General features: G+C 61.1%; 23 protein-coding genes. All 23 read right to left on the bottom strand.

Going from position 1 to position 14,858, the window contains the following annotated elements; translation table 11 throughout:
- Window position 1 precedes the first annotated feature (1 nt).
- Entirely contained in the window at window positions 2-1,444 is a 1,443-nt protein-coding gene (locus C8348_RS20555) for a DegQ family serine endoprotease (protein ID WP_106755181.1), read from the bottom strand.
- A gap of 102 nt (window positions 1,445-1,546) precedes the next feature.
- Complete coding sequence (locus C8348_RS20550) at window positions 1,547-3,727, bottom strand: methyl-accepting chemotaxis protein (RefSeq protein ID WP_106755200.1); 2,181 nt, start codon at window positions 3,725-3,727, stop codon at window positions 1,547-1,549.
- A gap of 174 nt (window positions 3,728-3,901) precedes the next feature.
- Window positions 3,902-4,327, bottom strand: coding sequence for a 50S ribosomal protein L17 (gene rplQ, locus C8348_RS20545; protein ID WP_106755180.1), 426 nt, complete (start codon window positions 4,325-4,327; stop codon window positions 3,902-3,904).
- 82 nt (window positions 4,328-4,409) lie between these two features.
- Entirely contained in the window at window positions 4,410-5,438 is a 1,029-nt protein-coding gene (locus C8348_RS20540) for a DNA-directed RNA polymerase subunit alpha (protein WP_106755179.1), read from the bottom strand.
- A gap of 76 nt (window positions 5,439-5,514) precedes the next feature.
- Window positions 5,515-5,904: a 30S ribosomal protein S11 gene (gene rpsK / locus C8348_RS20535; RefSeq protein WP_106755178.1), complete on the bottom strand. Its 390-nt coding sequence runs from the start codon at window positions 5,902-5,904 to the stop codon at window positions 5,515-5,517.
- A 66-nt stretch (window positions 5,905-5,970) separates the two neighbouring features.
- On the bottom strand, window positions 5,971-6,339 hold the full coding sequence (rpsM, locus tag C8348_RS20530) for a 30S ribosomal protein S13 (RefSeq protein ID WP_106755199.1): 369 nt from the start codon (window positions 6,337-6,339) through the stop codon (window positions 5,971-5,973).
- Between the two features lie 168 nt (window positions 6,340-6,507).
- Window positions 6,508-7,113, bottom strand: coding sequence for an adenylate kinase (locus tag C8348_RS20525; RefSeq protein WP_106755177.1), 606 nt, complete (start codon window positions 7,111-7,113; stop codon window positions 6,508-6,510).
- Window positions 7,110-8,441, bottom strand: coding sequence for a preprotein translocase subunit SecY (gene secY / locus C8348_RS20520; RefSeq protein ID WP_106755176.1), 1,332 nt, complete (start codon window positions 8,439-8,441; stop codon window positions 7,110-7,112). The genes C8348_RS20525 and secY overlap by 4 nt, the downstream gene beginning before the upstream one ends.
- A 46-nt stretch (window positions 8,442-8,487) precedes the next feature.
- Complete coding sequence (gene rplO, locus C8348_RS20515; RefSeq protein WP_106755175.1) at window positions 8,488-8,958, bottom strand: 50S ribosomal protein L15; 471 nt, start codon at window positions 8,956-8,958, stop codon at window positions 8,488-8,490.
- A gap of 20 nt (window positions 8,959-8,978) precedes the next feature.
- Complete coding sequence (rpmD, locus tag C8348_RS20510; RefSeq protein WP_106755174.1) at window positions 8,979-9,173, bottom strand: 50S ribosomal protein L30; 195 nt, start codon at window positions 9,171-9,173, stop codon at window positions 8,979-8,981.
- 41 nt (window positions 9,174-9,214) lie between these two features.
- Window positions 9,215-9,784, bottom strand: coding sequence for a 30S ribosomal protein S5 (rpsE, locus tag C8348_RS20505; protein ID WP_106755173.1), 570 nt, complete (start codon window positions 9,782-9,784; stop codon window positions 9,215-9,217).
- A 41-nt stretch (window positions 9,785-9,825) separates the two neighbouring features.
- The gene (rplR, locus tag C8348_RS20500; RefSeq protein ID WP_106755172.1) at window positions 9,826-10,188 is read right to left on the bottom strand and encodes a 50S ribosomal protein L18; all 363 of its coding nucleotides are present in this window, start codon (window positions 10,186-10,188) and stop codon (window positions 9,826-9,828) included.
- Between the two features lie 12 nt (window positions 10,189-10,200).
- Window positions 10,201-10,734, bottom strand: a complete 534-nt coding sequence (gene rplF, locus C8348_RS20495) for a 50S ribosomal protein L6 (RefSeq protein WP_106755171.1) — start codon at window positions 10,732-10,734, stop codon at window positions 10,201-10,203.
- A gap of 41 nt (window positions 10,735-10,775) precedes the next feature.
- Window positions 10,776-11,174, bottom strand: a complete 399-nt coding sequence (gene rpsH, locus C8348_RS20490; protein ID WP_106755170.1) for a 30S ribosomal protein S8 — start codon at window positions 11,172-11,174, stop codon at window positions 10,776-10,778.
- 12 nt (window positions 11,175-11,186) lie between these two features.
- Window positions 11,187-11,492, bottom strand: coding sequence for a 30S ribosomal protein S14 (gene rpsN / locus C8348_RS20485; protein WP_106755169.1), 306 nt, complete (start codon window positions 11,490-11,492; stop codon window positions 11,187-11,189).
- A gap of 33 nt (window positions 11,493-11,525) precedes the next feature.
- Window positions 11,526-12,083: a 50S ribosomal protein L5 gene (gene rplE, locus C8348_RS20480; protein ID WP_106755168.1), complete on the bottom strand. Its 558-nt coding sequence runs from the start codon at window positions 12,081-12,083 to the stop codon at window positions 11,526-11,528.
- Window positions 12,076-12,393, bottom strand: a complete 318-nt coding sequence (gene rplX, locus C8348_RS20475; protein ID WP_106755167.1) for a 50S ribosomal protein L24 — start codon at window positions 12,391-12,393, stop codon at window positions 12,076-12,078. Before rplX ends, rplE begins: the two co-directional genes overlap by 8 nt.
- Window positions 12,393-12,761, bottom strand: a complete 369-nt coding sequence (gene rplN / locus C8348_RS20470; protein ID WP_013652493.1) for a 50S ribosomal protein L14 — start codon at window positions 12,759-12,761, stop codon at window positions 12,393-12,395. The genes rplX and rplN overlap by 1 nt, the downstream gene beginning before the upstream one ends.
- A 67-nt stretch (window positions 12,762-12,828) precedes the next feature.
- On the bottom strand, window positions 12,829-13,056 hold the full coding sequence (gene rpsQ / locus C8348_RS20465; RefSeq protein ID WP_106755166.1) for a 30S ribosomal protein S17: 228 nt from the start codon (window positions 13,054-13,056) through the stop codon (window positions 12,829-12,831).
- Between the two features lie 10 nt (window positions 13,057-13,066).
- On the bottom strand, window positions 13,067-13,267 hold the full coding sequence (rpmC, locus tag C8348_RS20460; RefSeq protein ID WP_106755165.1) for a 50S ribosomal protein L29: 201 nt from the start codon (window positions 13,265-13,267) through the stop codon (window positions 13,067-13,069).
- 22 nt (window positions 13,268-13,289) lie between these two features.
- Window positions 13,290-13,703, bottom strand: a complete 414-nt coding sequence (rplP, locus tag C8348_RS20455) for a 50S ribosomal protein L16 (protein WP_106755164.1) — start codon at window positions 13,701-13,703, stop codon at window positions 13,290-13,292.
- A 40-nt stretch (window positions 13,704-13,743) separates the two neighbouring features.
- Window positions 13,744-14,478 carry a 30S ribosomal protein S3 gene (gene rpsC, locus C8348_RS20450; protein WP_106755163.1) on the bottom strand — a complete coding sequence of 245 codons (735 nt, stop codon included), beginning with the start codon at window positions 14,476-14,478 and terminating at the stop codon, window positions 13,744-13,746.
- Complete coding sequence (gene rplV, locus C8348_RS20445; RefSeq protein WP_106755162.1) at window positions 14,478-14,858, bottom strand: 50S ribosomal protein L22; 381 nt, start codon at window positions 14,856-14,858, stop codon at window positions 14,478-14,480. Before rplV ends, rpsC begins: the two co-directional genes overlap by 1 nt.

The following is a 14,858-nucleotide window of genomic DNA, read 5'->3' as shown; positions in this document are numbered from 1 at the left end:
CCTAGCTGCGCAACACGAGGCGAGAGACTTCCCCGCCGCGCTTCACATCCAGCCGCCACAGACGCGGCTGGCGTTTGGACGCCCGCTCAAGCATCGCAGTGGTTTCGATTCGCTCCTCGTTGACTGAAAGGACGATATCGCCAACCTGCAGGCCAACCCGCGCCGCCGGCGACCCCGCTGCAACCTCGGCAATGACCACACCTCGCTCAAGCGCTTCCAGACCCAGTTCTTCCGCCACTGCCGGCGACAGGTTCATCACCGTTGCGCCCTCGAAGGGCGAGTAGCTGCGGATCAGCCTTGCGTCCCTCGGCGTGGTTTCCGGCGCCACCTTCAAGGCAACGACAGCATCGCTCTCCTTGCCGCCCCGGCGCAGCGTGAAGCGTGTCTCGCCACCGACTGCCTTGGTCGCAAAGCGATAGCCGAAGGAATCCGGATCGAGCACTTCGACGCCATCGACGGCGGTGATCAGATCCCCCACCTTGAGCCCGGCCTTGTCCGCCGGTGCACCCGGAAATACTTGGGTCACAAGCACGCCGCGCGGCCTGTCCAGGCCGAGCGCTTCTGCAATCTCGGCGCTGACCACCTGCACGGTGGCGCCAAGCCATGGCCTCTGGATCTTGCCGACTGTCACGGCGGAATTGGCGACGAACTTGACCATGTTGGCCGGAATGGCAAAGCCGATGCCGTTGGAACCACCGCCGCGCGAGAAAATCGCTGTGTTGATGCCGACAAGACGCCCTTGCATGTCGACCAGCGCCCCGCCCGAATTGCCCGGGTTGATGGCCGCATCGGTCTGGATGAAGAACTGGTAATCGGTGATGCCGACCCGGGTGCGGGCCAGCGCCGAGATGATGCCTTGCGTTACCGTCTGTCCAACCCCAAAGGGATTGCCGATAGCGAGGACAATGTCGCCGACAGCCAGTGAATCAGAGTCTGCGAATTCGACGTTCGGAAAACCATCCTGCCCGTCGCGAATGCGCAGGACGGCAAGATCCGTCCGCTCGTCCTTGAGGATGATATCGGCATCGAACTCCCGCCGGTCGGCAAGCGCGACGCGCACCTCATCCGCATCCTTGATGACGTGGTGGTTGGTAATGATTACCCCATCGGCGGAAATGATCACACCGGAGCCGAGCGAGGACTCCATCCGCTGGCGCGGCCGGTTGGCACCGGGCACCTGGTCGCCGAAGAAGCGGCGGAAGAAGGGATCATCGAGGAAGGGCGATACCGGCTGCTGCACCAGGCGGCTTGCATAGACGTTGACCACGGCCGGAGCCACGCCCCTGACAACTGGAGCGAAGGACAGCGTGATCTGCGCCTCGGAGACCGGAACCACCCGCTCCTGCGCTAACGCGGGGACGTGATCGGCCATGACACTCGCCAGCGCCAGGACGGCACAAGCGGTCAGCTTCAGACCCGACGCAATCGTTTTGGCCAGTCGCATCGACACTCTCCTTCCAGAACGACGAATCCGGCCCCTAAGGCCGGATTCGATACATGCCAGATAGGAACGCGGCGGCGCAATGCCAAGCGCAGCCGGATGAGGTCAGGCAGACCGCACCTGCGACAGGAAGGCCCGCACTTCCTGGTCAAGATGGCTGGCCTGCTGCGACAGTTCGTCAGCGGAGGCGACAAATCCGCTCGCCGCCGTCCCGGTGCGATCGGTCACTTCGTTGACGCGCCGGATGTTGGACGACACTTCTGCCGTGCCGCGTGCGGCGCGTTGGGTGTTGCTGGCAATGCCCTGCGTGGCAGCGCTCTGCTCCTCGACCGCAGACGACACCTCGGTTACCGACATGGTGATCTCGTTGATTGTCTCCTGAATATCGGAAATGGCGGAGACGGCGTCATCCGTCGCAGCGCGGATCGCGTCAATCTGCTGCTGGATCTCGCCGGTTGCCTTGCCGGTCTGGGAGGCCAGTTCTTTCACTTCGGAGGCGACCACCGCAAAGCCGCGCCCGGCCTCTCCGGCGCGCGCGGCCTCGATCGTGGCATTGAGCGCCAGGAGATTGGTCTGGTCGGCGATGTCCGAAATCAGGGTGACGACCTCGCCAATCCGATTGGCGGCTTCTGCAAGCGAGCGGACGGTGGCATTGGTTGACTGGGCACGAACAGTCGCAGTCTGGGCAACCGTCGAAGACCGATGGATAAGTTCACTGATCTGGCGGATCGACCCGGACAGTTGATCAGATGCAGACGCGATCGACTGCACCTCTTCCATCGCCTGGTTCGACATGTCCGCGGCCCGGGAAGCACTATCCCCGGCCTCGGCCGTCATCTGCTGCACATCCTTGGCCGCATCCTGCAGGGAATGGGCTGACTGCGACACGGCGGCGACAACCTTGCCGACGCTTGCCTCGAAGTCCTGAGCCAGTGTGGCCAGCATGGCCTTACGCTGCTGCCCGATGGTGCGGCCGCGTTCGCCTTCCTCACGTGTGCGGCGCTCCTGCTCTTCGGCGGCATTTTCGCGGATCGCAACCACGGCACGTCCGATCTCGCCAATCTCGTCGCCGCGACGGGCAGCCTTGATGTCCTCACCCAAATTTCCATTGGCAATGGACTCAAGCGCGCCGACAAGGGTGGTCAGCGGGCGTGTGATGCTGCGCGCGAAAAGGAGCGCAACGACAGCGGCAATCGCCAGGGTGATCAGCGTCCACAGCACCATCCGGTCCCGCATCGCGGTGACGGAGGCCATGGCCTCGTCCAGGCTCTTCTCCGCAACAACCGCATAGGTCTTGCCCATGAAAGAGATCGGACGAGCAACCACGATCCGCGCGATCCCGTCGCTGCCGCGAACCTCGCCACTGGCCTCCGTCCCGTTGAGCGCGGAAAGAACCGGTGCCGCGTCGGTCCGGGCGCTGAGGGCCGTCGGCTGAGCAGCGAGCGGCATGTTGGAGAGGACAACCCCGCCCTGCCCCACCAGATAGCTCTGTCCGGTTTTGCCCATACCATCGCGGTCCGACAGGATGCTGTCGACGAGTTCAGCCCCGACGCGAAGCGCCATGACACCCATGAACTTCTGCTCACCAAAAGTCTCAATGACAACCGGCTGGGCGACGAAGAAGGACGGTGCATCGCCAGCTGGCCCGTAGGGCGCAAAATCCGTGATCGCCTGCGTTCCGGACGGCTTGTTTACAGCAGCATTGAAAGCCTGCGCCAAACCCGTCGATGCGACTTCGCCTTCGGATACGGAGGCCAGGAAATCAGCCCCCTTGGTCACAGAATAGAGAACATAGCCATCCGGCAGGATACCGTAGATATCGCCGTAGCCACCAAGCTTCCATGTATTCATGAAAGCGCTGTGCAATTCGCTGTGGCGCCAGGAATACATGGTCTTGTTGTCGGAACCGATGCGCGCGGCCCGATCGGCGGCCGTGCTGCCCGGGGCTTGATAGTATTCCCTGATCGCCTGCATGTCGGTGTCAATGTTGACCCGCGTTCCGGCCAGATCTTTCATCATCAGGGCCGCGCCGGCACTCGTAGCAGCATTGGTCAGATCCGCGCCGATGTTGCCCATCTTTGCATTGAGCAAGGCCTGCCGGGATTTGACCACCAGTTCAAGTTCCGCCCGCGCCGCCTGTTCCAGGCCATCCCGCCCACTCACATAGCCGATGACCCCCACGGCCGTGCAGGCAGCTAGCACAAGTCCAAGGGTCAAGGAGGGAATAATGACGGAGAGCCGGAGAATTCGGTTCGATTGCTTCGGCAGGCCAGAAGAGGCAGTCATGGATACCAAACCCCAAATTGATTTATTGGGGACGAGAATGAATCCATCGGCCTTAACAAGGCGATAACGTACCGGCAAACAACCTAAGAATGTAAAGTCGAATGACTACCGGTCCAAAATACAGAAAAGGCGGGCCGAGGCCCGCCTTTACGAAAAGCAATTGCTTTCCGAATATTACGCTGCGTTTTCAGCAGCCTGCTCGGCGGCAACGCGAGCCCGGTCCGACGCACCACGAGCAGACTGGTCACGATCAACCAGTTCGATCACAGCCATCGGCGAGCTGTCGCCATAGCGGAACCCGGCCTTGACAACGCGGGTGTAGCCGCCGTTGCGCTCCTTGTAGCGCGGAGCAAGGGTTTCGAACAGTTTGCGCACCATGGCAACGTCGCGGATCTGCGAGATCGCCTGGCGGCGAGCATGCAGGTCGCCACGCTTGCCGAGGGTGACAAGCTTGTCCATGATCGGCTTCATTTCCTTTGCCTTCGGCAAAGTCGTGACGATCGCCTCGTGTTCGATCAGCGACGCTGCCATGTTGGCAAACATCGCATTGCGGTGGCTCGATGTGCGGCCGAGCTTGCGGCCGGATTTACCGTGGCGCATGGCCCTCTCCTTTTGACTTTAGACTTCAGGCGGCGCTCACAGCGACGCGCCTGGTTGAACCTGGACCGGGGCGCTTGCGCCCTCAGTACTGATGATCTTCGTACCGCTTGGCGAGATCCTCGATGTTCTCCGGCGGCCAGTTCGGCACGTCCATACCCAGGTGGAGACCCATCTGGGCGAGAACTTCCTTGATCTCGTTGAGCGACTTGCGACCAAAGTTCGGAGTGCGCAGCATCTCTGCTTCGGTCTTCTGGATGAGGTCGCCGATATAGACGATGTTGTCGTTCTTCAGGCAGTTTGCCGAACGAACGGACAATTCGAGTTCGTCCACCTTCTTGAGGAGCGCCGGGTTGAAGGCGAGCTCTGGGACACTGTCCTCGGCCACTTCGCGCTTCGGCTCTTCGAAGTTGACGAAGATCGAAAGCTGATCCTGCAGGATGCGCGCAGCATAGGCCACGGCATCATCCGGCTTGATCGAACCATCGGTCTCGACCGTCAGCGTCAGCTTGTCGTAGTCAAGAACCTGGCCTTCACGGGTGTTCTCCACCTTGTAGGACACTTTCTTGACCGGCGAATACAGGCTGTCGACCGGGATCAGGCCAATCGGCGCGTCTTCCGGACGGTTCCGGTCGGCGGCAACATAGCCCTTGCCCGTGTTGACGGTGAATTCCATGCGGATCTCGGCGCCCTCGTCCAGCGTGCAGAGCACGAGGTCCGGGTTCAGCACCTCGACATCGCCGACGGTCTGGATATCACCAGCCGTCACGACACCGGGGCCCTGCTTGCGCACGACCATGCGCTTGGGGCCTTCACCCTGCATGCTGATCGCGATTTCCTTCACGTTCAGGACCAGGTCCGTCACGTCTTCACGCACGCCCGGAATGGACGAGAACTCGTGCAGCACACCGTCAATCTGGACCGCGGTCACCGCTGCGCCCTGAAGCGACGACAGAAGGATCCGGCGCAGGGCATTGCCCAGCGTCAGGCCATAGCCACGCTCCAGCGGTTCGGCGATCACGGTGGCGACGAAACGCGGGTTGTCACCCGCCTTCACCTCCAGCTTGTTCGGCTTGATAAGTTCTTGCCAGTTCTTCTGAATGGTCACGCTCATACCCCTTCGGCTGTCCCGCCGGATTTACCGGCCATTCTTCGCCATTGGAGGAAACCAATGCCCAAGACCAAAGGTCTCAGACGCGACGACGCTTGCGCGGACGGCAGCCGTTGTGCGGGATCGGCGTCACATCGCGGATGGACGTGATCAGGAAACCGGCAGCCTGGAGGGCACGAAGCGCGGACTCACGGCCCGAACCCGGACCACGGACTTCAACTTCCAGGGTCCGCATGCCATGTTCGGCAGCCTTGCGGGCTGCGTCCTCGGCGGCAACCTGCGCGGCGTAAGGGGTCGACTTGCGCGAACCCTTGAAGCCGAGCGCGCCGGCGGACGACCACGAGATCGTGTTGCCCTGGGCGTCGGTGATTGTGATCATGGTGTTGTTGAACGTGGAGTTCACGTGTGCGACGCCAGAAGAGATGTTCTTGCGTTCGCGGCGACGCACGCGCGTCGTGTCCTTAGCCATTTTCTATCCTTACTTTCGATCTCGACACCGCCGTAATTCCGGCGGCTCCACCAGCAATGCGCCGGATTACTTCTTCTTGCCGGCGATTGCCTTCGCAGGGCCCTTGCGGGTCCGGGCGTTCGTATGGGTGCGCTGACCGCGGACCGGAAGGCCGCGACGGTGACGCAGGCCGCGGTAGCAGCCAAGGTCCATCAGACGCTTGATGTTCATCGCGGTCTCGCGACGCAGGTCACCTTCAACGAGGTAATCGCGGTCGATGGTCTCACGGATGGCGAGCACTTCAGCGTCGGTGAGCTGGTTCACACGGCGCTCTGCAGCGATGTTCGCCTTCTCGATGATTTCCTGGGCGAACTTCGCGCCAATGCCGTGGATATACTGAAGCGCGATCACAACGCGCTTGTTCGTCGGAATGTTGACGCCAGCAATACGTGCCATGGTCATCTCCATTTATGGGCAGCGACAAGGCTGCCTGGTTGGTATTCCCCGCGTCCGGTGGAGCCCGGCCCCTGCGGGAGTTAATTTGCCGGACTTGACCAGCACAGAATGTGCCGCCCCCGCACGAGACGGAGCCGGCACATAATCTTTTGGATTAGAGCGCGTCCTTTAACGAACCTCAACGCTTTCGTCAAGCTTCGAAAGAACATCGGCAATGGCAGCCGTGACAGCATCGATGGACTGCATGCCATCGATCACGGTCAGAAGACCATTGCTCTCATAGTAAGGGATGACCGCCGCAGTATCCTGGTTATAGGCCTCGAGACGCTGCTTGAAGACTTCCGGGTCATCGTCCTTGCGAACAGGCAACCCGGCAGCCTTGGTTTCCTCGGCCCGGTTCATGATTCGCGACACGAGTTTCGACTGGTCGACCCGCAGCTCAATGACCGCATCAAGGCCGATGCCTTTTCCGGCAAGCATTTCCCGCAGCGCTTCAGCCTGGGCAAGCGTACGCGGAAAGCCGTCGAGGATGAAACCCTTCTGGGCATCCGGCTCGGCAATACGGTCACGGATGATGCCAACGACGATCTCGTCGGAGACCAGCCCCCCCGCATCCATCACGGCCTTCGCCTCAAGACCGATCGGTGTACCGGCGGCGACGGCCGCCCGAAGCATGTCACCAGTGGACAGCTGCGGGATACCGTGCTCCGCCACAAGGCGTGTTGCCTGTGTGCCCTTCCCTGCCCCCGGCGGTCCGACCAGAATCAGTCTCATCTCCGCTTCCCCCTCAACTTCGCTTTCTTCACAAGACCTTCATACTGATGCGCAAGCAGATGCCCCTGGATCTGAGAGACAGTGTCCATGGTTACACTCACGACGATCAGCAGCGAGGTTCCACCGAAATAGAACGGAACGCCAGTCGCGGAAATAAGGAATTCGGGTAAGAGACAGACAAGAGTGATGTAGATGGCACCGACAACGGTCACGCGGGTCAGGACATAATCGATGTACTGGGCCGTCCGCTCTCCCGGACGGATGCCCGGCACGAAACCGCCATGGCGCTTGAGATTGTCAGCTGTTTCCGTCGGATTGAACACGATCGCGGTGTAGAAGAAGCAGAAGAACACGATCAAGGCTGCATACAGCAGCATGTACAATGGCTGTCCGTGACCGAGCAGCGTCGTGATCGTGGTCAGCCACTCATTCCCCGATCCGGCCGAGAACCCTGCAACGGTTGCGGGGACGAGCAACAGCGAAGACGCGAAGATCGGCGGAATCACACCGGCAGTGTTCAGCTTCAAGGGCAGGAAGGACGTGTTGCCTTCGAACATCTTGTTGCCGACGTTGCGCTTGGGATACTGGATCAGCAGCCGGCGCTGTGCCCGCTCCATGAACACGATCAACGCGATCACGGCAATCGCAAGGACGATCACGCCGAGAATGATCCAGGTCGCAAGCGCGCCCTGACGGCCCAGTTCGAGCGTGGACACCACAGCAGACGGCAGTCCGGCAACAATCCCGGCAAAGATGATCAGCGAGATACCGTTGCCGATGCCGCGCGAGGTGATCTGCTCGCCGAGCCACATCAGGAACATCGTCCCGCCGGTCAGTGTGATCACTGCCGAGATGCGGAAGAACATGCCCGGGTCGGATACGACGTTCGAGGCCCCCTCGAGACCCACGGCAATGCCGTAGGACTGTACGATGGCCAGCAGCACCGTGCCGAAGCGGGTGTACTGGTTGATCGTCTTGCGGCCCTGCTCTCCCTCTTTCTTCATGGCTTCGAGCGACGGAACGACCGTCGTCATCAGCTGCATGATGATCGATGCGGAGATATACGGCATGATGCCGAGGGCGAAGATAGCCATGCGCTCGACGGCACCGCCGGCGAACATGTTGAACATGCCGATGATGCCAGACTGGGCCTGGTTGAAGGCCTGGGCAAAGGCATCCGGGTTGATGCCTGGCAGCGGGATGTAAGTGCCAAGCCGATAAACCAAAAGCGCCCCCAGTGTGAACCAGATGCGCTTCTTGAGTTCGTCAGCCTTTGCGAAGGCTGAGAAATTGAGATTTGCCGCAAGTTGTTCGGCAGCCGATGCCATGCCGTGCTCCGGAAGGTTGCTGTCCGATAAAGGGGGAAGCCCAGGCCTATTCGGCCTGAGCTCCAAGCACGACGACCTTGCCGCCGGCCTTTTCGACTGCTTCGATAGCCGACTTGGACGCGCCGGCGATCTCGAAGGACACTGCAGCCTTCAGCTCGCCGTCAGCCAAGAGGCGAACGCCGTCCCGAAGACGCTTCAGGACACCGGCAGCCTTGAGTGCCTCGACGGTCACGACCGCATTGGCATCGAGCTTGCCGTCATCGATCGCCTGCTGGATACGGGCCAGCGACACGATGTTGAAGTCCTTGGCAAAGATATTGGTAAAACCGCGCTTCGGGAGACGGCGATGCAGAGGCATCTGGCCACCCTCGAAGCCCTTGATCGCAACGCCCGAACGGGACTTCTGCCCCTTCACGCCACGACCACCGGTCTTGCCCTTACCAGAACCGATACCGCGGCCTACGCGGGTGCGGTTCTTGGTGGAACCGGGATTGTCCCGGAGATCATTGAGGTTCATTGATCTTAACTCCTGGCCCGTCACGCTTCTTCGACGACGCGGACGAGATGCCGGACCGTGTGGATCATGCCGCGCACTTCAGGAGTGTCCTGCAGCGTCGAGCGGCGGTGCATCTTGTTCAGGCCGAGACCGATCAGGGTCGCCCGCTGATACGCCGGACGGCGAATCGGGCTTCCGATCTGTTCGACCGTAATGGTCTTTTCGGTGTTCGCCATGGAACTACCCCTCGTTCAACTGGTGTGCGAAGTGCCGAGGTTCAAGCCTCGGCGCCAACCGCCACCGCATCATCGTTGTCACGGCGGCGCGCCTGGATCGCCGACACCTTAAGGCCACGACGGGCCGCGACGGAGCGCGGGCTGTCTTCCTTGGTGAGGGCGGCAAAGGTTGCACGCACCATGTTGTAGGGGTTGGAGGACCCCAGCGACTTCGCCACAACGTCCTGGACCCCGAGGGTCTCGAACACGGCGCGCATCGGGCCACCAGCGATGATACCCGTACCGGCCGGAGCCGCACGCAGGATCACCTTGCCGGCGCCATGACGGCCCTCGACATCGTGATGAAGGGTACGGCCTTCGCGCAGCGGCACGCGCACCATGGCGCGCTTGGCTGCCTCGGTTGCCTTGCGGATGGCTTCCGGCACTTCACGTGCCTTGCCATGTCCGAAGCCAACGCGGCCCTTCTGGTCACCGACGACGACGAGCGCGGCAAAACCGAACCGGCGGCCACCCTTGACCACCTTAGCGACGCGGTTGATGTGTACGAGCTTGTCGACGAACTCGCTGTCGCGCTCTTCGCGATCGCGCTCCCGTGTGTCCTGTCTCGCCATATTATTAGTCTTCCGTTCTTCAGAGCGCCAACGGGCGCTGGTCAGAATTCAAGTCCGCCCTCGCGAGCCGCATCGGCAAGCGCCTTGACGCGCCCGTGATACTGATACCCGCCACGGTCGAACACGACCTGCTTGACACCGGCGGCCAAAGCGCGCTCGGCGACAAGCTTGCCAACGGCAGCAGCTGCTGCAACGTCGGCGCCCGTCTTCAGGCTGCTCCGCAGATCCTTTTCGATCGTTGAAGCGGAGGCAACCGTGTGCCCCTTCTGATCGTCGATGATCTGGGCATAGATCTGCTTCGACGACCGGAATACAGAAAGACGCGGACGACCGTTCGCGACCTTCTGGATCGAACGACGGACGCGATCGCGACGCCGTTCGAAAGCAATTTTGCTGTTCGCCATGATCCGGTCCCGTTACTTCTTCTTGCCTTCTTTGCGGACGATGTATTCGCCCGCATAGCGGATGCCCTTGCCCTTGTACGGCTCGGGACCGCGATACTCGCGGATGTTCGCAGCGACCTGGCCTACAACCTGCCGGTCAATGCCGGAGATGTAGATTTCCGTCGGCTTCGGACACCGGATTTCGATGCCAGCCGGGATCGGATAGACCACGTCATGCGAATAACCGAGAGCAAGCTGAAGATTGCTGCCCTGGACCTGCGCACGGTAACCCACACCGGTGATGTCGAGCTTGCGTTCGAAGCCCTGCGATACACCCGTGACCAGGTTCTGAACCAGCGTCCGCGACATGCCCCACATGGCACGCGCCGTCTGGCTCTTGTTGACGGGCTGCACCGAAATGCCACCCTCGTTAATCTCGGCCGAAACATTGTCATTGAGCTCGAGGGACAGCTGTCCCTTCGGGCCCTTGACCTCGATCATCCGGCCGTTGATCGTTGCCGTTACCCCGCTTGGCACGGGGACTGGCTTCTTGCCAATTCGAGACATCTGATCAACCTTGTCAGAAACAAAGAAAGCACTCGGCCGCGTCAGAAGACGCGGCAGAGAACCTCACCACCTACGTTTTCATCCCGCGCCTGATGGTCAGCCATGACGCCGCGCGGTGTCGACAGGATCGACACGCCCAGGCCATTTGCCACGTGCGGAATGTTCTTGACCGACGAGTATACCCGACGGCCCGGCTTGGAGATCCGCGTGATTTCGCGGATGACCGGCTGGCCATCGAAATACTTCAGTTCGATTTCGAGCTCGGACTTGCCGCCCTCGAATTCGACCGTCGAATAACCCCGGATGTACCCTTCCTTGGCCAGGACATCAAGTACATGCTGGCGCAGCTTGGAACCAGGTGTTGAAACCTTGTTCTTGCCGCGCATTTGGGCATTCCGGATGCGGGTGATCATATCACCCAACGGATCGGAAATCGCCATCGCAGCTTCTCCTTACCAGCTCGACTTGACCAGGCCCGGGATCTTGCCCTGGGAACCCAGTTCACGCAACGCAACGCGCGACATCTTCAGCTTCCTATAGAAGCCGCGCGGGCGACCGGTGACTTCACACCGGTTGCGAATGCGGCTCGGAGCCGAGTTACGCGGCAAGGCTGCAAGCTGCAGCCGGGCCGCGAAGCGCTCTTCAAGGGACAGGGACTCGTCATTGGCCTTCGCCTTCAGAGTTGCCCGCTTGACCGCGTATTTCTTAACAAGACGTTCGCGCCGCTTGTTCTTCTCGATCGCGCTCTTCTTCGCCATCGTCGTTCCTCGTTCCTTTCCCGTATGTCCGCGTTATTTGCGGAACGGGAAGTTGAACGCGCGCAGCAGCTCGCGCGCTTCGTCATCAGTCTGCGCAGTTGTGCAGACCACGATGTCCATGCCCCAGATCTGGTCGACCTTGTCGTACTCGATCTCGGGGAACACGATGTGTTCCTTGATGCCCATGGCATAGTTGCCACGTCCATCAAAGCTCTTGGCGTTCAGGCCGCGGAAGTCACGAACGCGCGGAAGCGCGATGGTGATCAAGCGATCCAGAAATTCAAACATCTGCGTCCGGCGCAAGGTGACCTTCACACCCAGCGGCATGCCTTCACGAACCTTGAAGGTCGCGATGGACTTGGCCGCCTTGGTGATCACGGGCTTCTGACCGGCAATGAGAGCCAGGTCATCGGCCGCGATCTTGGCCTTCTTGCTGTCCGCAACAGCCTCGCCGACGCCCATGTTGAGAACGATCTTCTCAAGCGACGGGATCTGCATCGGGTTGGTGTAGTTGAACTTTTCCTGCAGCTGCTTGCGCACTACATCATTGTAGTGCGCCTTCATCCGCGGAACGTAATTGGTGTCAGCCATCGATCTGGTCTCCCGAACGCTTGGCTACACGGACCTTACGGCCGTCTTCCAGAACCTTGAACCCGACGCGCGACGGCTTGCCGTCCTTCGGATCAGCTACCGCCAGGTTGGACAGGTGGATCGGAGCTTCCTTTGCCACGATGCCTGCTTCCTGGGTCTGCGTCTGGCGCTGGTGCCGGCGGACAACATTGACGCCGCGAACGACGGCCTTGCTATCGGTCGGCAACATCTGCAGCACTACGCCGGTCTTGCCTTTGTCACGACCGGCAAGCACGACAACCGTGTCGCCTTTTTTAATTTTCGCAGCCATCAGAGCACCTCCGGCGCGAGCGAAATGATTTTCATGTGGTTCTTCGCACGGAGCTCGCGCGGCACCGGTCCAAAGATACGGGTGCCAATCGGCTCCTTGTTGTTGTTGACCAGGACCGCCGCGTTGCGGTCGAACCGGATCACGCTGCCGTCGGGACGGCGAATGTCCTTCGCCGTACGCACGACGACCGCCTTCATCACGTCGCCCTTTTTGACGCGGCCGCGCGGAATAGCTTCCTTGATGCTGACAACGATGATGTCGCCAACGCGGGCATACTTCCGCTTCGAGCCGCCGAGCACCTTGATGCACATGACACGACGGGCGCCGGAATTATCCGCCACGTCGAGGTTTGTTTGCATCTGAATCATGACTTGGCCGCCTTATTCTATCCACGACGCTCCTGCCACGGGCGCCGGATGTCAAACAGGGCCGTGGTCAAACGACCACGGTCCAACGCTTCGTCTTGGAGATCGGCGCGCACTCTTCAATCTGAACAGAGTCGCCAACCTGGCAGTTGTTGCTTTCGTCATGCGCCCGATATTTCTTCGAGCGACGGACGGTCTTCTTCAGCAGCGGATGGGTGAAGCGACGCTCCACCTTAACCGTCACCGTCTTGTCATTCGCGTTGCTGACAACGGTGCCCTGCAGGATGCGTTTTGGCATGGTCGTCTCCTTACGCGTTTTCGCCCACGCGCTTTTCGCGCATGATCGTCTGGATCCGGGCGATGTCGCGGCGAACCTGCCGCACGCGTCCGGTGTTCTCGAGCTGACCCGTTGCCTTCTGGAAGCGCAGGTTGAACTGCTCTTTCTTGAGGCCTTCGAGCTCCGTGCGGAGCTCGTCGAGGGTCTTGGCCCTTACATCACTTGCCTTCATGGCTCAAAATCTCCTGGCTGCCTTACTCGGCGATCCGCTGGATGAACCGGCACTTGATCGGCAGCTTGGCAGCACCAAGGCGCATTGCCTCGCGGGCAATATCCTCAGGCACACCGTCGATCTCGAACATGACCCGGCCCGGCTTGACACGGCAAGCCCAGTAATCCGGAGCACCCTTGCCCTTACCCATGCGGACTTCCGCAGGCTTGGACGAAACTGGCACATCCGGGAAAATCCGGATCCACACGCGACCCGCACGCTTCATGTGACGGGTGATGGCACGACGGGCTGCCTCGATCTGGCGCGCGGTGACACGCTCCGGTTCGACGGCCTTGAGGCCGAACTCGCCGAAGTTCAGGTCTGTCCCGCCCTTCGCGAGGCCATGGATGCGGCCCTTGTGCTGCTTGCGGAACTTCGTTCGCTTCGGTTGCAGCATCGTTTTTCTCTCGTTTCTTGCGTAACGCGACCCTGCCTAATCAGGCAGTGCGCTCGCGACCCCGATCCCGATCCCGGCGCTGGCCGCGATCACCCTGATTCGATTCCGAGCCTTCGGTCGCCCGGCGCTCAGACGCCATCGGATCGTGCTCGAGGATCTCACCTTTGAAGACCCAGACCTTGACGCCGCAAGCACCATAAGCGGTGTGAGCGGTCGCTGTGCCATAATCGATGTCAGCGCGCAAGGTGTGCAGCGGCACACGGCCTTCACGATACCACTCCAGGCGGGCGATTTCCGCGCCACCGAGACGGCCGCCGCAGTTGATGCGGATGCCCTGGGCGCCGAGACGCATGGCCGACTGGACCGCACGCTTCATCGCGCGGCGGAACGCAACGCGGCGCTCCAGCTGCTGTGCGATGGAAGCGGCCACGAGGGTCGCGTCGATTTCCGGCTTGCGCACTTCAACGATGTTGATGTGCACTTCCGAGCTTGTGATCGAAGCGAGCTTCTTGCGAAGCTTCTCGATGTCCGCACCCTTCTTGCCGATCACCACGCCCGGACGACCCGAGTGAATGGTGACGCGGCACTTCTTGTGCGGGCGTTCGATGACGATCTTGGACACCGCAGCCTGCTTCAGCTCGGCCATCAGATATTCGCGGATGCGAAAATCTTCATGGAGAAGCTTGCCGTACTCGCCCTTGTTTGCGTACCAGCGCGAGTCCCAGGTGCGGTTGATCCCGAGGCGCATGCCGATCGGGTTAACTTTGTGTCCCATCAGGCAGTCTCCTCGACTTCACGGACAACGATGGTCAGGTTCGAGAACGGTCTCTCGATCCGGCCAGCCCGACCGCGCGCACGGGCATGGAAACGCTTGATGACGAACGCCTTGCCCACATGGGCTTCGGCGACGACCAGGCGATCCACGTCCAGGTCGTGGTTGTTCTCGGCATTCGCAATCGCCGACATCAAGGTCTTCTTGACGTCACCTGCGATGCGCTTGCGGGAGAACGTCAGGTCCGCAATTGCGGATCCGACCTTCTTGCCGCGGATAGCAGCCGCCACGAGGTTCAGCTTCTGCGGGGAGACGCGCAGCATGCGCGTGACCGCCTTGGCCTCGTTGTCGGCGAGCGTCCGCTCACGCTTCGGCTTGCCCAT

Source organism: Pannonibacter carbonis (assembly GCF_003012935.1).
GTDB lineage: Bacteria > Pseudomonadota > Alphaproteobacteria > Rhizobiales > Stappiaceae > Pannonibacter > Pannonibacter carbonis.
This window is presented reverse-complemented; position numbering and strand designations above follow the sequence as displayed.

Excerpts from the sequence above, each read along its gene's own strand:
- rplV (WP_106755162.1), bottom strand. The coding sequence starts at position 14,858 with ATGGGCAAGCCGAAGCGTGAGCGGACGCTCGCCGACAACGAGGCCAAG.
- rplF (WP_106755171.1), bottom strand. The coding sequence starts at position 10,734 with ATGTCTCGAATTGGCAAGAAGCCAGTCCCCGTGCCAAGCGGGGTAACG.
- C8348_RS20525 (WP_106755177.1), bottom strand. The coding sequence starts at position 7,113 with ATGAGACTGATTCTGGTCGGACCGCCGGGGGCAGGGAAGGGCACACAG.
- rpsN (WP_106755169.1), bottom strand. The coding sequence starts at position 11,492 with ATGGCGAAGAAGAGCGCGATCGAGAAGAACAAGCGGCGCGAACGTCTT.
- rplQ (WP_106755180.1), bottom strand. The coding sequence starts at position 4,327 with ATGCGCCACGGTAAATCCGGCCGCAAGCTCGGCCGCACATCGAGCCAC.
- rplE (WP_106755168.1), bottom strand. The coding sequence starts at position 12,083 with ATGGCTGACACCAATTACGTTCCGCGGATGAAGGCGCACTACAATGAT.
- rpsE (WP_106755173.1), bottom strand. The coding sequence starts at position 9,784 with ATGGCGAGACAGGACACACGGGAGCGCGATCGCGAAGAGCGCGACAGC.
- rpmD (WP_106755174.1), bottom strand. The coding sequence starts at position 9,173 with ATGGCGAACACCGAAAAGACCATTACGGTCGAACAGATCGGAAGCCCG.
- rplR (WP_106755172.1), bottom strand. The coding sequence starts at position 10,188 with ATGGCGAACAGCAAAATTGCTTTCGAACGGCGTCGCGATCGCGTCCGT.
- C8348_RS20540 (WP_106755179.1), bottom strand. The coding sequence starts at position 5,438 with ATGAGCGTGACCATTCAGAAGAACTGGCAAGAACTTATCAAGCCGAAC.
- C8348_RS20555 (WP_106755181.1), bottom strand. The coding sequence starts at position 1,444 with ATGCGACTGGCCAAAACGATTGCGTCGGGTCTGAAGCTGACCGCTTGT.
- C8348_RS20550 (WP_106755200.1), bottom strand. The coding sequence starts at position 3,727 with ATGACTGCCTCTTCTGGCCTGCCGAAGCAATCGAACCGAATTCTCCGG.
- rplP (WP_106755164.1), bottom strand. The coding sequence starts at position 13,703 with ATGCTGCAACCGAAGCGAACGAAGTTCCGCAAGCAGCACAAGGGCCGC.
- rpsM (WP_106755199.1), bottom strand. The coding sequence starts at position 6,339 with ATGGCACGTATTGCTGGCGTCAACATTCCGACGAACAAGCGCGTTGTG.
- secY (WP_106755176.1), bottom strand. The coding sequence starts at position 8,441 with ATGGCATCGGCTGCCGAACAACTTGCGGCAAATCTCAATTTCTCAGCC.
- rpsH (WP_106755170.1), bottom strand. The coding sequence starts at position 11,174 with ATGGCGATTTCCGATCCGTTGGGTGATATGATCACCCGCATCCGGAAT.
- rplO (WP_106755175.1), bottom strand. The coding sequence starts at position 8,958 with ATGAACCTCAATGATCTCCGGGACAATCCCGGTTCCACCAAGAACCGC.
- rplN (WP_013652493.1), bottom strand. The coding sequence starts at position 12,761 with ATGATTCAGATGCAAACAAACCTCGACGTGGCGGATAATTCCGGCGCC.
- rpmC (WP_106755165.1), bottom strand. The coding sequence starts at position 13,267 with ATGAAGGCAAGTGATGTAAGGGCCAAGACCCTCGACGAGCTCCGCACG.
- rplX (WP_106755167.1), bottom strand. The coding sequence starts at position 12,393 with ATGGCTGCGAAAATTAAAAAAGGCGACACGGTTGTCGTGCTTGCCGGT.
- rpsK (WP_106755178.1), bottom strand. The coding sequence starts at position 5,904 with ATGGCTAAGGACACGACGCGCGTGCGTCGCCGCGAACGCAAGAACATC.
- rpsQ (WP_106755166.1), bottom strand. The coding sequence starts at position 13,056 with ATGCCAAAACGCATCCTGCAGGGCACCGTTGTCAGCAACGCGAATGAC.
- rpsC (WP_106755163.1), bottom strand. The coding sequence starts at position 14,478 with ATGGGACACAAAGTTAACCCGATCGGCATGCGCCTCGGGATCAACCGC.